We start from the raw sequence: 14,639 nt of genomic DNA on the forward strand, positions 1-14,639 counted from the left end.
GTGATCGACACGTTGTCGCCTGGCATAACCATCTCTTTGTCCGCTGGCAGCTCGATCGCGCCGGTGACGTCTGTCGTGCGGAAGTAAAACTGCGGACGGTAGTTGTTGAAGAACGGGGTGTGACGRCCACCTTCATCCTTCGACAGCACGTAGATCTCGCCGGTAAAGTGCTTGTGCGGCTTGATCGAACCCGGCTTGGCCAGCACCTGGCCACGCTCGACGTCTTCACGCTTGGTACCGCGCAGCAGCACGCCTACGTTGTCGCCGGCCTGACCCTGGTCGAGCAGCTTGCGGAACATTTCCACGCCCGTGCAAGTCGTCTTCTGGGTGTCRCGGATACCGACGATTTCGATTTCTTCGCCAACCTTGACGATGCCGCGCTCAACGCGACCGGTCACCACGGTACCGCGGCCAGAGATCGAGAACACGTCTTCCACCGGCATCAGGAACGCACCGTCAACGGCACGCTCCGGRGTCGGGATGTAGGTGTCGAGCGCTTCAGCCAGCTTCATGATCGCCTGCTCGCCGAGCGGACCTGTGTCGCCTTCGAGCGCCAGCTTGGCCGAACCCTGCACGATGGGCAGATCGTCGCCAGGAAATTCGTACTTCGACAACAACTCGCGCACTTCCATTTCMACCAGCTCGAGCAACTCRGCGTCGTCGACCATGTCGCACTTGTTCAGGAAAACGATGATGTAAGGAACGCCAACCTGACGCGCCAGCAGGATGTGCTCGCGCGTTTGCGGCATCGGACCGTCAGCGGCCGAGCACACCAGGATCGCACCGTCCATCTGCGCGGCGCCAGTGATCATGTTCTTCACATAGTCAGCGTGGCCTGGGCAGTCAACGTGCGCATAGTGGCGGCTCTGGGTTTCATATTCAACGTGGGCGGTATTGATCGTGATGCCGCGCGCCTTTTCTTCCGGCGCCGCGTCGATCTGGTCGTAGGCCTTGGCTTCKCCGCCAAACTTCTTCGACAATACCGTTGCAATTGCTGCAGTCAGCGTGGTCTTGCCATGGTCAACGTGACCAATCGTGCCCACATTCACGTGCGGTTTGGTCCGCTCAAACTTGCCTTTTGCCATTTTAGCACCAGGATCGCACCGTCCATCTGCGCGGCGCCAGTGATCATGTTCTTCACATAGTCAGCGTGGCCTGGGCAGTCAACGTGCGCATAGTGGCGGTTCTGGGTTTCGTATTCAACGTGGGCGGTATTGATCGTGATGCCGCGCGCCTTTTCTTCCGGCGCCGCGTCGATCTGGTCGTAGGCCTTGGCTTCGCCGCCAAACTTCTTCGACAATACCGTTGCAATTGCTGCAGTCAGCGTGGTCTTGCCATGGTCAACGTGACCAATCGTGCCCACATTCACGTGCGGTTTGGTCCGCTCAAACTTGCCTTTTGCCATTTTAGACTCCTAACGATTTGATGAGAATGTCCAGGCACGTGCCCGACTGTCTTGCATATGGATAAATCAAGAAAACTGGTGCCCTTGACGTGGATTGAACACGTGGCCTCTCCCTTACCAAGGGAGTGCTCTACCACTGAGCTACAAGGGCATTCAGGGCCTTTCGAGATTTCGCTCAAAGCAAGATCTCGTCAAGACCTCTATATTGTCCGTATCAGGTATACGTCCAACTCAAAACTGGAGCGGGTGAAGGGAATCGAACCCTCGTCATAAGCTTGGAAGGCTTCAGCTCTACCATTGAGCTACACCCGCAAGGACTAACTACTTCAGCCGCACAATCTTTTCCCGCGGTACCGCTGGTGGAGGGGGCTGGATTCGAACCAGCGTACTCGTAAGAGGGCAGATTTACAGTCTGCTGCCATTAACCACTCGGCCACCCCTCCGCGGGGAACCCCAAACTATAGGCGAACACCTCCCGAGTGTCAACATCAAAATCTGTTTTGTGAGTAATTTTCCAGATTACGTATCGATGTCGACCAAAAAGACAGGGACAATCAAAACCTGGTTTCTCGGGCCGCAGCCAGGAAATCATCAAGAATGGGGGTGCAGTCCAACAGTTCGGCGCTGCCGCCGCGATGGAACTCGGGATGCCATTGCAAGCCCATGACGAAACGGGCCTTGCGATAACGAATGGCTTCGACAATGTCATCCTTGCCAGAAACTGCTTCGACGACAAGATCCCGCCCCAGATCCTTGACGGCCTGGTGGTGAATGGAGTTCACCAACGCTTCTGGTTTAGCGGAAAAGAGAGAGCGTAATGCTGAACCCTGCGGAAAATGAATGACATGGTAATGACTGTCGTATAAATCATTGACATGCTCGATAGCAGTCGGTACGTCCGAGGCAATGTCTTGGTACAAGGTGCCGCCAAATGCAACATTAATAAGTTGACATCCCCGGCATATCCCGAGAACCGGCTTTCCCGCCTCGACGAATTCATGCAAAAGTTCCAATTCATACATATCCCGCGTGCGGTCCCCCGACCACTCTGGGCGAGTTGCGACTTCGGAATAGCTTTGTGGTGATACATCCGCGCCGCCCTGAAGTACGAGTCCGTCAAGATGTTTTGCATAATCGCGCAGTTTAATTTTGCTGGGATGCAACATGCCGTTAGTGTTTACGGTCGGGATCATGAAAACCAGTACATCTCGTGACATGACCCATTGTGCAATGGATTCTTCCAGATACTGCAAGGTCTTGCTACGTAACCCCTTGGCACCAAGTTCAGGATGAAAGATGCGTGCCGAAATACCAATTTTCAGGGTACGTTGGTTGATTCTGTTCAGGATCCGGTCAGACGCAGCTCGCACACGGGCGCTGATAATGCGCTGAGTCTGTGTCCATGGCGACTCGCCTTCGATTCTGCGCGTAAATGGCTGAGGTGCCGAACCAGTCGTCGGGGTAGCATCTACAGGCGCGTCCGGGGTCGCGCCTGCGTCAGGAATAATCTTTTCAGACATAGGTGGAAAATTGGGGGGCGTCAGCGCTTAAAAAGCGCGCTTAAGGGGATATAAGATTGGGAACCTGCCCCTGAAGTTGGGCGATTCCGTTCTTCTGACAAAATGAAGTGCGCCGGGTTCAATGCCGATGTGCATCTTATCCTGCATTATGTTCATGTCAAAAAAGCACATTATGCTGGCTGGGCGATACAATGCATTATTCAACATTCGTTTTCTTTCAAGATGACCATCACGATTTATCATAACCGCCGCTGTTCAAAGTCGCATGAAGCATTGGAACGCGTTACGCATTTTGCCAGCCTTCATCATCAAGAGGTTAACGTGGTCGATTACCTCGATACCCCGTTGAACTTTACTCAGTTGCAGGCATTGCAGCGCCAACTCGGTGTGAGTGCGCGCGATCTTGTCCGCGCCAATGAAGAAGAATATATGACACTGCGGCTTGATCAAGCCGACGAGCACGCCCTTCTGCAAGCACTTGCAGCGACACCCAAATTGTTACAGCGCCCTATTGTCGTTGTCGATGAAAAGGCAATCATTGCCCGCCCCCCGGAATTGCTGGACACCTTCCTGTCAGCGAGCTGATAACGCGGGCACAATCAGGATGCGGCAGGTGGTCTGATACCGTATTTCTTCATGATAGCCAGATGCAGGTCTCCTAAAGGCACCAGGCGCGGGTTATTTGGATCCAGCCTGCGCGCCGACTCGATATATCCTCGCACCTGCTCTCCTAGCTGATTATCCCATCCGAGATTTTCAAGGTATTTCAATACCGCTACGGCGGCGTTGAAGACAACCTGCGGGTTTTCTGGCAATTTGCGTACCGCAGCGGTCATTAGCGATACCGCGCCTTCGAAATCTCCCTGCTTGGCCTTTTCTGCACCCGACGACACCAGCTCAACGACTTGGCGGCGGCTCTCTTTGGCGACCTTCTCGGCCAACTCGCGGCGCCCTGCTTGTTCGAAGACGCGCATTGCCTTGGCGAGGGCCACGTCATCGGCAGCGTTGCTCATCACGTCACGCATCACTTCGGACGCACCCTCTTCCAAATTGTGGCCGAGGCAAGTTTTGGCTAGCTCCATCTTCATGTCATTAGAGATACCATCGGTATGACGACAGGCCATCACGGCCGCCGCCAAGTCTTGCGCAGCCTGCTCCGCATTGCCGAGCTCGGTTTGGACGAGCGCCGATGACAAGGCGCGGCAAGCAGGTGTTTTGTCGAAATTGCCAAGCGACTTCTCCAGATCGCGAATGACTGACGAAGCCTGCTTGGTATCGCCTTTTTTTACCAGTGTACGTACCAGCCGCACATGATCTTCGGGGTCCCGGAATTCGGAATACTTCGCCTTGGTGACCACCTTTTGAAAGGACTTTTCGGCCGTATCGATGTCGCCTGCCTCAAGCGCAATCTCCCCAAGCTTGCGCAAGCGCCGTACGGCATGCGGCGAGATAGCGACGGCTTCCACCAAAACATCCTTGGCTTCAGACAACTGTTCGCCAGCCAGATGGGTTTTGGCGAGCCAGTCATAAGCGTCCATGTATTTGCTGTTTTCTTCTACCAGCGCCTTGAGCAGCATTTCCGCCTCGCCAAATTTCTGCTGCATGAACAGGGTTTTGGCGAGTCCCAGCCTTGCCCAGGCTACTGCTTTCGTGGCAAGCAACTCCTGGTAGATCGTTTCTGCTCCCTCGGCCTCGCCAAGAATCACATGTAGCTCCGCGCGCAAACGCATGAAATCAATCGCATAACGGCGGTATTTTTCTTCGCCGATCTGGCAAATTTCGATCGCCTCATGCAGGTTGCCGTGCTCCATCAGGTGGTATGCAGGAAGAAAAGCCGTACGCTTTTCAATGGCCTTGCCGATACGGTCGAGCAGTGTATCCGCGGTAAATGGCTTGAGGATGTAGTCGGTCGGTGCCAGTTCAGCGGCGCTTACAACCTTTTCGTACGCCCGCTCGGCAGTGACGATGATGAAAACGGTCCAGAGGGGAATCAGCTTATTGTGACGAAGATCTTCCAGCAACTGCTGGCCATCCTGGCCGTCTCCAAGATCGTATTCGCAAAGAATCAGGTCGTAGGATTTGTTCTTGAGCGGCCGGATGGCGGTTCCGGAGCTGACCGCATGGTCGATCTTGTTGATTCCGCAAAGATTGAGCATGTTATGCATATTGGCACGCATGCCCGACTGTGGCTCAACGATTAACGCAGTTAAACTTCGAAGCGAGGTCATGGCTGGGGTTTCCGTGCAACGCAAACAGGTCAGTACCGAGGCATCAAAGCAGCCCAAGCGGGCTTCGTGTGTGGCGAGCCCTCATAGCGTCAAAATACCATTGTAGTGCCGAAATGCAAGCCTGACGCACTCCCGCCGGAGAATTTGATATCAGACGGGTGCTGTTGGAATCGGACGCATACGCCATGCGGCAAGGATTGCCATGGCACAAAGCACGGCAACCAGCACAAAGGTTTCGCTGAACGCCTGGACCGGATCACTCTGCTGGGCAGGAGCGACTCCTTGGTGGGCTCCGAGCCGCCATTCCAGAACAATACCAACCAGACTGACGCCGATTGCTCCGCCAAGTTGCCGGACGAAATTGATGGTGCTGGCTCCTTGCGCGATCATGTTGTAATCCACGCCGCGCATCGCACCGAGGCTGAGCGCCGGTAGCACAAAGCCGAGTCCGACGCGCCCGATGATGGCAATACCCATCAGCATCAGATAACTGGTACTCCTGGATCCGAATGCCATCAAGGCAAAGGATAAGGCCAGCAATGCCAATCCAATTGACACCAGAATATTCGGTGAAAAACGGTCGGCCAGCTTACCAGCCATAATAATCGTGACAGCAAGCACGATGCCCGCAGGCAGGAGAACGACGCCGGCTTGCGACGGTGCATAGTGCAGCGCTATCTGCATATAGACCGGCCACAGATAAGTAGAACCGAACAGGCCGGCGCCATAAATGAAAGCGACCAAGGCGCCCATGGAAAACTGCCGGTAACGGAAAAGTTGCATGTTCATCAAGCCGCCTTCGTTGCGCAACTGATACACGACAAAGCCGGCGAGCATTCCGAGTGCGGCCAGCAGCAGAACGACCGCCTGAAGCCGGCTTTCATGCAGGTGCACCATGCCATTGAGCAGCATGGTGATGCCCAGTCCGGCCAATAGCAATCCTTTCCAGTCCAGGGGGTGCGTGTCGCCGGCCATCGGTGAACTGACTGCCAGCAGACGACGCACCATGAACAACACCGCCAGGCAGAAAGGCACGACAACGAAGAAAATCGAGCGCCATCCGAAATGTTCAACCAGCACGCCGCCGACGCTAGGTCCAAGGGCTGGCGCCAGAACGACACCGAAACCAAATACGCCCATGGCCTTACCTTGTTCATGCGGCTCAAAGGCGCGTAACACCACAATCGAGGGAATCGGCTGAAGAATGCCGGCAGCCAGTCCTTCCACGACACGCATCGACAACAGCATCGGGTAGTTGATACTGAATCCGCCGGCCACACCACCGAACAGCAACAACAGGATGGCTCCCGAATAGGTACGGCGCAAGCCGAAACGCAGCAACAGCCAGGGCGTGGTCAGCATCGACAGCGTCATGGCCAGCATGAATCCGGCCGAAACCCATTGCGCGCGCTCCTGTCCCAGCGTGAAGTAACGGCTCAGGTCAGGCACTGCGACATTAACGATCGTAGACGAAAGAATGGATGCCATGGTACCGATCATGACGGTCGTCAGTACCAGCCATTTGTAGCGGGCACCATAACGCGCGCGCAGTTGTTCCAGGGTAGGTTGCATGCAAAGGTCGTTGGGAGAATATAGCCGGACAGTATATTTGTTCCGGATCCAAGCTGTATGCGTTGCTGCAATCCTTGGGCTTTATCGTGCCTGCCAGGACAATAGTGGTCTATCCTGGTCAGCTAGCAAAACATGCAGGTCCAGCTGACGATTTCTGCAATTACAAATGCCAACACCGACCAGACTACCGTGGACCCGAACGGCAGGCACAGCACGATGCCACGCATGCGAAACCGTACATCGGCAGGCATCCGTCCCACCCGCAATCTATCGAGAAACGGCAGAAGCGGATAAAACACAAACAGGGCAAGAAAAATGACGGCAACCCAGCGGATCATGGAGTGCCTTTCTAGCGCAACAGCCGTGCAACAAGCACCACGAACAAGGACATCAGAATGGTGGATGCAAACGGCAGCATGATCTTGCGCCCGAACAGGGTGAACCGGAAATCACCCGGTAACCGGCCGATGCCGAGTTTTTCGAGCCATGGCAAGGCCGCCGAAAACACGATCAGCGCGATAAAGATTGTCAGCACCCAGCGGATCATCGCGCATTCCTCAACAGATATCCGCAACGCGGCCTGCCTGCAGGCAGGGTAAAACGCCTCGTCATAGTCGATAGCTCCTGTCGTTGCGACCGAAGCGGTCCGGTAACGTCGCGCCCTTACCGACCACGAGTACCTTGAACAATTCTCCCATTTCCGCCGGTGAAATCAGCTTTTGCACGGCGTTGGCCTGCGGCAAATAGCGTTTTGCATCCTCGGGCGACGTTCGCAGTAAAAGCTTGCCAATACCGGCATCGAGTAGGAACGCAGCCTGGCTGGTGTAGCCGAGCAAGTCCAGACCCCTATCGGCGGCTGCCTGCGCCATGGCGGTAAAGTCCACGTGCGCGGTTACATCCTGCAAACCGGGAAGGTAGAACGGGTCCGGATGCGCATGGTGCCGATAATGGCACATCAGCGTGCCCTGCATGCGCTGTGGATGGTAATACTCGTGAGCAGGAAATCCATAATCAATCAGGATGGCGACACAGCCCCGCCCACTCTGCCCGTGTCCCGACGCGATCATTGTTCCGAGTGAACGCATAAAGCCTGCCGCTACGGTATGGGTTTCAGTGAGATAGCCTGGCGGCAGCTCAGATGCGTCCGGCACCTGCCTGATCAGGTCCGCATGACAGGGGCGATCCTCAAACACGAACCCGCCTCCGGGACCAAGACCGACGCCACGCTCCTGCCAGCCGTTGTCGGTCCTCACCACGAGGTTGACCGGCATCGCATCGAGCACCTCGTTGCCGAGCACCACGCCGGAAAAGCTGTCGGGAAACCGGTCCAGCCATGTCACTTCAGGAAACTCGCGCAAGGTTTCTTCCTGACGGGCACGCAATTCGCCTGACACTTCGACAATGGCATACCGTTCAATGGCTACGCCCATTTGCCGCAGTTCGGTTAGCACGTCGCGGGCCAGCTTTCCGGTACCGGCACCGAATTCAAGAATCTGGAAAGCGGTCTGGGACATCAGTTCCGCGGCCAGCTGCGCCATGGCACCACCAAAAAGCGGCGTGATTTCAGGCGCGGTTGTAAAATCTCCGTCTTTACCAAGTTTTGCGGCCCCGCCACTGTAGTATCCCAGTCCTGGCGCATAAAGCACCAGGTCCATGTACTGCGCGAATGGAATCCAGCCGGCATGTTGCCTGATCTCGTCGGCAATCAGCTGGCAAAGCGCATTGGATGCGGCCAGCGCATCGGCGGAAGGTTGGGGCAGTTGCAGTTGCATGTCCCGTATTGTATTGAAATCGGCAGATTGCTTGGGAATTAATCCGGCACTGCCGCTGGCCAGGTCGCCATCGATCATCATTGACAACCAATAGCACCATGACAACAGGAAACGGCAAAGTAGCGCTCGTGACCGGCGCGGGCAAACGCATCGGGCGCGTCATTGCGCTCGCGCTAGCGCGGCGTGGCTGGGATATCGCGGTCCATTACGGGCGCTCCGCCGACGGCGCCGCTGCGACCGTGCGCGACATCCAGGCGTTGGGGCAGCGTGCGGTAGCCCTGCAATGCGAACTGGCCGACGAACGGGCGGTCCGCGCATTATTGCCGCAAGCATCAGAGACACTCGGCACCGTCGCTTGTGTGATCAACAACGCTTCCCTGTTTGCCTACGATGATGCTGCCGGCTTTTCGCACGACATGCTGGACCGTCACATGCAGGTCAACGTCGCCGCGCCGCTGCTGCTGGCGCAAGCCCTGCATGCGCAGATACCAGACGACGGTCAAGGCGTCGTAGTCAACATCCTTGATCAGAAGCTGTTCAACCTGAATCCCGATTTTCTGTCTTACACCATGTCGAAAGCCGCCTTGCAGACGGCCACCATGATGCTGGCGCAAACGCTGGCGCCCAAGGTGCGCGTTGTCGGCGTCGCGCCGGGCATCACGCTGGTATCGGGCGAACAGACCGAAGAAGAATTTACCAAGGCCCATCGGGTGACCCCGCTGGGCCGATCCAGTACACCGGATGATGTTGCATCCACTGTTTGCTTTGTTGTCGAGTCGCCGGCCATCACCGGCACCACCCTGGTCGTCGATGGCGGCCAGCATTTGATCCCCCTCCAGCGCGACGTGATGTTCGTTGCCAAATAACCTGTAGCCACTATGCTTTCCACCCTCTCGCATCCCAGCCTTGCCGACTGCCGTCGCCTGTTCCTGCGTAACTATGAAGTGATGATCAATATCGGCGTCCATGAATTCGAAAAGAAGGGCGAGCAGCGCGTGCTGGTCAATGTCGACCTGTTCATTCCGCTGGCCGAATCCACGCCCAAGGGCGACCATCTGCACGAAGTGGTCGACTACGACTTCATGCGCGACACCATTTCCAAACGCATGGCGCAAGGCCATATCCATTTGCAGGAAACCCTGTGCGATGACGTCGCCCGCGAAATGCTGAAACATCCGAAGGTACGGGCTGTGCGGGTATCGACCGAGAAGCCGGATGTCTATCCGGATTGCGATGGCGTCGGTGTCGAAGTCATCCATATCAAGCCATGATGCCGGAGCCGACAATGAACGACATCCTGCATGACGAAGCGGTAACCGGCGCAAAGAAGGCCGAGAAGATCGCTTACGAAAACAACAAGCTGCACAAGCGCCTGTGCCGCCAGGTCGGGCAAGCCATCGGCGACTTCAATATGATCGAGGAAGGCGACAAGGTGATGGTTTGCCTGTCGGGCGGCAAGGACAGCTATGGCTTGCTCGATATTCTGCTGACGCTGCGCGAACGCGCGCCGATTCATTTCGATATCGTTGCCGTCAATCTCGACCAGAAGCAGCCTAATTTTCCGGCGCATGTGCTGCCCGAATACTTGACGAAGATCGGCGTGCCTTTTCACATCGAAAATCAGGATACCTACAGCATCGTCAAGCGCGTGATCCCCGAGGGGAAAACCACGTGCTCACTGTGCTCGCGCCTGCGCCGCGGCATCCTCTACCGGGTCGCCGATGAGCTTGGTGCAACCAAGATCGCGCTCGGACACCATCGCGACGATATTCTCGAGACTTTTTTCCTGAATATGTTTTTCGGCGCCAAGCTGAAAGGCATGCCGCCCAAATTGCAGTCGGATGATGGCAAGCACATCGTGATCCGTCCGCTCGCGTATGTGAAGGAAGCCGACATGGAGCGCTATGCGCAGGTCAAGCAGTTCCCGATCATTCCTTGCGACCTGTGCGGCAGCCAGGAAAACTTGCAGCGCAAGCAGATCAAGGCGATGCTGCGCGATTGGGAAAAGAAGCATCCGGGACGCGTCGAGAATATTTTCTCGTCACTGTCGACCGTCGTTCCTTCTCATTTGATGGACAGGGATATGTTCGGCTTTGCGGATTTGAAGGCAACCGGGGAAGCCGTGACGGACGGCGATATCGCTTTCGATGAGGAGCCGTGTGCAACGCCGACGCCGAATATCGTGCGCTTCGGCGCACTGGACGACTAGACGAGCAGGTCCTCGGGCAGGCGGCTCTGACAGGTGGCTTTCGTTGCTGCACCAGATGCAACAACGAAAGGCCGTCCATCGATAGTACAAGTCATCGATAATACAAGTTACAAGTAGCGCTTCCAGTTATCTCGCCGCCAGCGTTTTACAATCATCGATCCATGCCTGTAACCGCTTGACGGCATGCGTGCGCTGCGCTGGCGTGGCAACATTTGCGATCACCGCTACCATGTTCGATGCGCTCGAGCGCGTATTATCGAAAAATTCCTTGTTCTCGGCATAGCTGAAGTTGTCAAAACTTCGTTCGATATACTTGCGCAGCAGGGCAGCGACGGCATCGCGCGGCGGACGTTCCGCCTGGATTTTCCTCAGGATGCGCAGCAACTCCTGCTGCCGCAATTTGCGCTCCGCCGCCCACAACTCATTATTTAGTGGCCGCGCATCCGATGCTGCCCGGATTTGCGCTTCCTGCTCCCTATTGAAGTCGCCGTACCAATACTCGGCCTGCTTCATGACTTTCTTGAAACGGAAAAGTTGACGGTCCTCAAGGCTGCCGCGCAAGTACTCTTTACGATAGTTCTCGTTGTTGGAAGCAAACTTTTTCTCGAGGTGCACAATCTGCTCTGGTTGCAGATCCATGGCAAGATTGGTCAATTGGGGCAAGGCTTTCTCGACCACCAGCATGATGCGTTTTTTAGTCGCGGCATAATCGCCCATCACTTCTTCAGGCGTTACAGGCTGCTGGACGCGTTGCTGAAGCTGGGTGAGCCATTGGGCATAGTCATTGAGCTGAGTCTTGCGATGCCACGCCATGAAATCGTCGATGTCCGCCTTCACCCAGGATTTTTGTTCATTGGTGAAGTCGACATAGCTGTTGAGCCACCAGTACATCACCGTGTCGCCATTTGCATAGCCGAGCCGGATTGCGCTGCATCCGGCGAGCAGGCACGCAAACAGGAAAACACTCCACTTTGCCAAAAAGCTTCGATAAGTCCGCATGTTAAAATTTTGCATCACTTCCATTGGTGTTCTATGAATGTTGTCATCCTCGCTGCAGGCATGGGAAAACGCATGCAATCTGCACTTCCCAAGGTCTTGCATCCGCTCGCCGGCAAACCGCTCCTATCGCATGTCATCGATACGGCACGGGCTCTGTCGCCTACTACCTTGTGCGTTATTTACGGTCATGGCGGCGATGCCGTGCCGGAAGCGGTAAAAGCGTCTGATCTGTCGTTCGCGAAGCAGGAACCCCAGCTCGGTACCGGCCACGCTGTCATGCAGGCAATGCCATACTTGCGCGATGACGTGCCCACACTGGTGCTGTACGGCGACGTGCCATTGACGACCAGGGATTCGCTCCAGCAATTGTTGGACAGTGCCGGTAGCAATAAGTTGGCGATACTCACTGTCGAGCTGGAGGATCCAACCGGTTACGGCCGCATTGTGCGTCGGCACGGCAACATTGTCGGTATCGTCGAGCAAAAAGACGCGAGCGAAGAAGAGCGTGCCATCGGTGAAGTGAATACCGGCATCATGGTGGTGCCGACCACGAAGCTGAAGACCTGGCTTTCCACGTTATCCAACAATAATGCACAGAAGGAATACTATCTGACCGACATCGTCGCCAAGGCAGTGGCCGACGACGTGGCAGTGGTATCAGCCCAGCCGTCAGCGGCATGGGAGACCCTGGGCGTCAATAGCAAGGTACAACTCGCTGAACTGGAACGTATTCATCAGCGCAACCTTGCCGATGCCTTGCTGGAACAAGGCGTAACGCTGGCCGATCCGGCGCGCATCGATATTCGCGGCTCGCTCAGCTGCGGACGCGATGTCACTATCGATGTCAATTGCGTGTTCGAAGGCAAGGTGGAAGTCGAAGATGGTGTGACCATCGGCGCGCACAGCGTGATTCGCAATGCACGTATCGGCAAAGGCGCGAGCATCAAGCCGTTTTGCCATATCGAAGATGCAGTCATCGGTGCCAGCTCGCAAATCGGTCCTTACGCGCGGCTGCGCCCGGGAACCGAGCTGGCTGAAGATGTCCATATCGGTAATTTTGTCGAGGTCAAAAACAGCCAGATTGCTGCGCATAGCAAAGCCAATCACCTGGCTTACGTAGGTGACGCCACCGTTGGCTCACGGGTCAATATTGGTGCGGGCACCATCACCTGCAACTACGATGGCGCCAATAAATTCCGTACCATCATTGAAGACGACGCCTTCATTGGCAGCGATACGCAACTGGTGGCGCCGGTACGCGTAGGCAAGGGTGCGACGCTGGGGGCCGGCACGACGCTGACCAAGGATGCGCCGGAAGGCAAGCTGACCGTTTCACGGGCCAGGCAGACGACGATCGACGGCTGGACGCGTCCGGTCAAGGTCAAGAAATAAAAAGTACTCCGCGTATCCCGCTAATGGGAAGTTCCGGTGGCCTGTTGCTGTGTCCGGTTCAGCAGTGCGGCAAGGGTCGCCGCATCGACCGACTTCCAGGCAGCGAGGATTTGTGCTCGCGCCTGGGGCGGACTAGGATTTCCGGCGCCATCGTCCCACGCCACCATCTCGGTCCGTCGCTTCTTGACGGGCCGGAAATTGCTCGCATCGCGCCAGGCAACCGCACGTGACCCAAACACGCCTTTCACCACAAAGCCCTTGTCATCGAGCGTTAGCGTGCTTAGTCCGGGAAAGTGCTGCAGCAAGCCTATCATTCCTGCCATGACCGCTATCAGCGCCACCTCCATGTAACGGTCGCTTGACGCTGCCGCCAGGCCAATCGCGATTAATGTCAGGCACAGAAGCAAAAGACCCACAGGAATCCGCGCCTGCAGGACGATGGGAAAGGCGACAGGAGCAAATTCGGTCGTATGAGGTTGCATGCGATTCAATGTGGAAGGTCGTTCTGGGTTTTTCGGCGGCGCTTTTGCTTGTGCTTGCCGAACAGGAAATGCATGACAAGAACATATAGTCCCGCCGCACCACCGATAAAAGCGATGGCCTTCAGGAACCGGCCGAGCAGCATCAGGTAATAGCTGCCCGGGCTGGACGCTTTTAATGCATTATCCGCCGCGTCGCGCTGCTGCCGCTTTTCCGCAGCCAATGTCTCGCGTTTGCGCACAGCAGCTTCGCATTGCTGATCACCACGGCAGGAAGCCACCGCTTGTTTGATCGCGGCTGCGGTCTCTTGCGCGGGCTCGGCAGCGAAAGACAGCCCCGGCAAGGCGCCACAGAAGATAAAGAAGAAGATCAAGAAAAGACGGATATTGGCGTGCATGCTGGCGGCGATTGACGTGTGCACCGGACTATACCGGGATTTCGGGACAGCTGCGGTTCCGATAATTAGCGTCGGACTGGTGTGCGGATCTATGTGCACCGATGCAAATTAAAGCGCAATGCGCGTTTCAAACTTACTGCGGTGCATGGAAAAGAAACTGCGGACATTACGCACATTTGCCTGCGACGCGAACAAGCGGTGCGCCAATGCATGATAGGCCGGCATATCGGTCACCTGCACGACCATCACGAAATCCGGCCCGGGCGACACCCGATAGCATTGGAGCACCGCCGTTTCACCGGCCACCAGGCTCTCAAACTCCGCCATATGTTCAGCGCCTTGGCGGTCCAGAGTGATTTCCACGATTGCGGTCAACGGCGTGCCGATCTTTTCAGGCGCAAGAATCGCTACCTGACGCGTGATTACACCTGCGTCAATGAGACGCTTGACGCGACGCAAGCATGTCGGCGGTGAAGCATGCACACTTGCTGCTAGTTCATTGTTTGTCCGGGCAGCATCTATTTGCAGAGCATTCAGAATGCGACGGTCCAAGTCATCCAAGATGATCGATTCATTCATTTTATAAAAAAGTATTCGGTTTAATGAAATTATATTTCATCGATACACTGTCATGAAAATATATTTCATATCGACATTAATTTAGA

Annotated in this window: 17 protein-coding genes and 3 tRNA genes; 5 read left to right on the plus strand and 15 right to left on the minus strand. The window is 55.9% G+C overall.

The genetic code is table 11. The features are described 5' to 3' along the window. The 6 genes from tuf to ASE07_RS00030 all read right to left on the minus strand — a co-directional run. Positions 1-1,085 (minus strand): elongation factor Tu (gene tuf / locus ASE07_RS00005; protein ID WP_057288758.1); only part of this gene is annotated, 1,085 nt, incomplete at its 3' end. Beyond that, positions 1,046-1,405: a GTP-binding protein gene (locus ASE07_RS00010; protein WP_057288759.1), complete on the minus strand. Its 360-nt coding sequence runs from the start codon at positions 1,403-1,405 to the stop codon at positions 1,046-1,048. The genes tuf and ASE07_RS00010, both read right to left, overlap by 40 nt. A gap of 76 nt (positions 1,406-1,481) precedes the next feature. Next, positions 1,482-1,556 (minus strand) — tRNA-Thr (locus tag ASE07_RS00015). Between the two features lie 87 nt (positions 1,557-1,643). Further along, positions 1,644-1,717 (minus strand) — tRNA-Gly (locus ASE07_RS00020). Between the two features lie 45 nt (positions 1,718-1,762). After that, a tRNA-Tyr gene (locus tag ASE07_RS00025) sits at positions 1,763-1,848 on the minus strand. Between the two features lie 111 nt (positions 1,849-1,959). Then, a complete protein-coding gene (locus ASE07_RS00030; protein ID WP_057288760.1) occupies positions 1,960-2,925 on the minus strand; it encodes a gamma-glutamyl-gamma-aminobutyrate hydrolase family protein in 966 nt (321 codons plus the stop codon). Between the two features lie 102 nt (positions 2,926-3,027). Here ASE07_RS00030 and ASE07_RS00035 point away from each other — a divergent pair, with 102 nt between their 5' ends. Beyond that, positions 3,028-3,510: an ArsC/Spx/MgsR family protein gene (locus ASE07_RS00035; RefSeq protein ID WP_235548292.1), complete on the plus strand. Its 483-nt coding sequence runs from the start codon at positions 3,028-3,030 to the stop codon at positions 3,508-3,510. A 14-nt stretch (positions 3,511-3,524) separates the two neighbouring features. On the opposite strand, the gene ASE07_RS00040 is transcribed toward ASE07_RS00035, so the two are convergent. From ASE07_RS00040 to ASE07_RS00060, 5 genes are all read right to left on the minus strand, one after another. After that, entirely contained in the window at positions 3,525-5,153 is a 1,629-nt protein-coding gene (locus ASE07_RS00040) for a tetratricopeptide repeat-containing response regulator (RefSeq protein ID WP_057288761.1), read from the minus strand. A gap of 150 nt (positions 5,154-5,303) precedes the next feature. Beyond that, positions 5,304-6,725, minus strand: coding sequence for a DHA2 family efflux MFS transporter permease subunit (locus tag ASE07_RS00045; RefSeq protein WP_057288762.1), 1,422 nt, complete (start codon positions 6,723-6,725; stop codon positions 5,304-5,306). Positions 6,726-6,847: 122 nt separating this feature from the next. Then, complete coding sequence (locus ASE07_RS00050; protein WP_057288763.1) at positions 6,848-7,063, minus strand: DUF2905 family protein; 216 nt, start codon at positions 7,061-7,063, stop codon at positions 6,848-6,850. Positions 7,064-7,074: 11 nt separating this feature from the next. Continuing rightward, entirely contained in the window at positions 7,075-7,272 is a 198-nt protein-coding gene (locus tag ASE07_RS00055; RefSeq protein WP_057288764.1) for a DUF2905 domain-containing protein, read from the minus strand. Positions 7,273-7,333: 61 nt separating this feature from the next. Continuing rightward, positions 7,334-8,497, minus strand: coding sequence for a class I SAM-dependent methyltransferase (locus ASE07_RS00060; protein WP_200960860.1), 1,164 nt, complete (start codon positions 8,495-8,497; stop codon positions 7,334-7,336). Between the two features lie 98 nt (positions 8,498-8,595). On the opposite strand from ASE07_RS00060, the gene ASE07_RS00065 reads away from it, so the two are divergent. From ASE07_RS00065 to ttcA, 3 genes are read left to right on the plus strand one after another with little or no spacing between them, the layout of a single operon-like run. After that, entirely contained in the window at positions 8,596-9,363 is a 768-nt protein-coding gene (locus ASE07_RS00065; protein ID WP_057289043.1) for an SDR family oxidoreductase, read from the plus strand. A gap of 12 nt (positions 9,364-9,375) precedes the next feature. Next, complete coding sequence (locus tag ASE07_RS00070) at positions 9,376-9,768, plus strand: dihydroneopterin aldolase (RefSeq protein WP_057288765.1); 393 nt, start codon at positions 9,376-9,378, stop codon at positions 9,766-9,768. A gap of 14 nt (positions 9,769-9,782) precedes the next feature. Next, positions 9,783-10,706, plus strand: coding sequence for a tRNA 2-thiocytidine(32) synthetase TtcA (ttcA, locus tag ASE07_RS00075; protein ID WP_057289044.1), 924 nt, complete (start codon positions 9,783-9,785; stop codon positions 10,704-10,706). A gap of 126 nt (positions 10,707-10,832) precedes the next feature. Here the strand turns inward: ttcA and ASE07_RS00080 are convergent, their stop codons facing one another. Next, a complete protein-coding gene (locus ASE07_RS00080; protein ID WP_235548293.1) occupies positions 10,833-11,684 on the minus strand; it encodes a DUF6279 family lipoprotein in 852 nt (283 codons plus the stop codon). Between the two features lie 54 nt (positions 11,685-11,738). On the opposite strand from ASE07_RS00080, the gene glmU reads away from it, so the two are divergent. Continuing rightward, complete coding sequence (glmU, locus tag ASE07_RS00085; RefSeq protein ID WP_057288766.1) at positions 11,739-13,097, plus strand: bifunctional UDP-N-acetylglucosamine diphosphorylase/glucosamine-1-phosphate N-acetyltransferase GlmU; 1,359 nt, start codon at positions 11,739-11,741, stop codon at positions 13,095-13,097. A gap of 20 nt (positions 13,098-13,117) precedes the next feature. Here glmU and ASE07_RS00090 read toward each other — a convergent pair whose 3' ends face one another. The 3 genes from ASE07_RS00090 to ASE07_RS00100 form a co-directional block, all read right to left on the minus strand. Then, positions 13,118-13,579: a hypothetical protein gene (locus tag ASE07_RS00090; protein WP_057288767.1), complete on the minus strand. Its 462-nt coding sequence runs from the start codon at positions 13,577-13,579 to the stop codon at positions 13,118-13,120. 5 nt (positions 13,580-13,584) lie between these two features. Continuing rightward, the gene (locus tag ASE07_RS00095; RefSeq protein ID WP_057288768.1) at positions 13,585-13,974 is read right to left on the minus strand and encodes a hypothetical protein; all 390 of its coding nucleotides are present in this window, start codon (positions 13,972-13,974) and stop codon (positions 13,585-13,587) included. A 108-nt stretch (positions 13,975-14,082) separates the two neighbouring features. Continuing rightward, positions 14,083-14,553, minus strand: a complete 471-nt coding sequence (locus tag ASE07_RS00100) for an Lrp/AsnC family transcriptional regulator (RefSeq protein ID WP_057288769.1) — start codon at positions 14,551-14,553, stop codon at positions 14,083-14,085. Between the last annotated feature and the right edge of the window lie 86 nt (positions 14,554-14,639).

It is taken from the genome of Noviherbaspirillum sp. Root189, from assembly GCF_001428545.1.
Classification (GTDB): domain Bacteria; phylum Pseudomonadota; class Gammaproteobacteria; order Burkholderiales; family Burkholderiaceae_D; genus Noviherbaspirillum.

What these genes read in the sequence shown, in the direction of transcription:
- ASE07_RS00045 (WP_057288762.1), bottom strand. Translation starts at nt 6,725, where the DNA reads ATGCAACCTACCCTGGAACAACTGCGCGCGCGTTATGGTGCCCGCTAC.
- ASE07_RS00055 (WP_057288764.1), bottom strand. Translation starts at nt 7,272, where the DNA reads ATGATCCGCTGGGTGCTGACAATCTTTATCGCGCTGATCGTGTTTTCG.
- ASE07_RS00060 (WP_200960860.1), bottom strand. Translation starts at nt 8,497, where the DNA reads ATGCAACTGCAACTGCCCCAACCTTCCGCCGATGCGCTGGCCGCATCC.
- ASE07_RS00100 (WP_057288769.1), bottom strand. Translation starts at nt 14,553, where the DNA reads ATGAATGAATCGATCATCTTGGATGACTTGGACCGTCGCATTCTGAAT.
- ASE07_RS00010 (WP_057288759.1), bottom strand. Translation starts at nt 1,405, where the DNA reads ATGGCAAAAGGCAAGTTTGAGCGGACCAAACCGCACGTGAATGTGGGC.
- ASE07_RS00090 (WP_057288767.1), bottom strand. Translation starts at nt 13,579, where the DNA reads ATGCAACCTCATACGACCGAATTTGCTCCTGTCGCCTTTCCCATCGTC.
- ASE07_RS00030 (WP_057288760.1), bottom strand. Translation starts at nt 2,925, where the DNA reads ATGTCTGAAAAGATTATTCCTGACGCAGGCGCGACCCCGGACGCGCCT.
- glmU (WP_057288766.1), top strand. Translation starts at nt 11,739, where the DNA reads ATGAATGTTGTCATCCTCGCTGCAGGCATGGGAAAACGCATGCAATCT.
- ASE07_RS00070 (WP_057288765.1), top strand. Translation starts at nt 9,376, where the DNA reads ATGCTTTCCACCCTCTCGCATCCCAGCCTTGCCGACTGCCGTCGCCTG.
- ASE07_RS00040 (WP_057288761.1), bottom strand. Translation starts at nt 5,153, where the DNA reads ATGACCTCGCTTCGAAGTTTAACTGCGTTAATCGTTGAGCCACAGTCG.
- ttcA (WP_057289044.1), top strand. Translation starts at nt 9,783, where the DNA reads ATGAACGACATCCTGCATGACGAAGCGGTAACCGGCGCAAAGAAGGCC.
- ASE07_RS00035 (WP_235548292.1), top strand. Translation starts at nt 3,028, where the DNA reads ATGAAGTGCGCCGGGTTCAATGCCGATGTGCATCTTATCCTGCATTAT.
- ASE07_RS00050 (WP_057288763.1), bottom strand. Translation starts at nt 7,063, where the DNA reads ATGATCCGCTGGGTTGCCGTCATTTTTCTTGCCCTGTTTGTGTTTTAT.
- ASE07_RS00095 (WP_057288768.1), bottom strand. Translation starts at nt 13,974, where the DNA reads ATGCACGCCAATATCCGTCTTTTCTTGATCTTCTTCTTTATCTTCTGT.
- ASE07_RS00065 (WP_057289043.1), top strand. Translation starts at nt 8,596, where the DNA reads ATGACAACAGGAAACGGCAAAGTAGCGCTCGTGACCGGCGCGGGCAAA.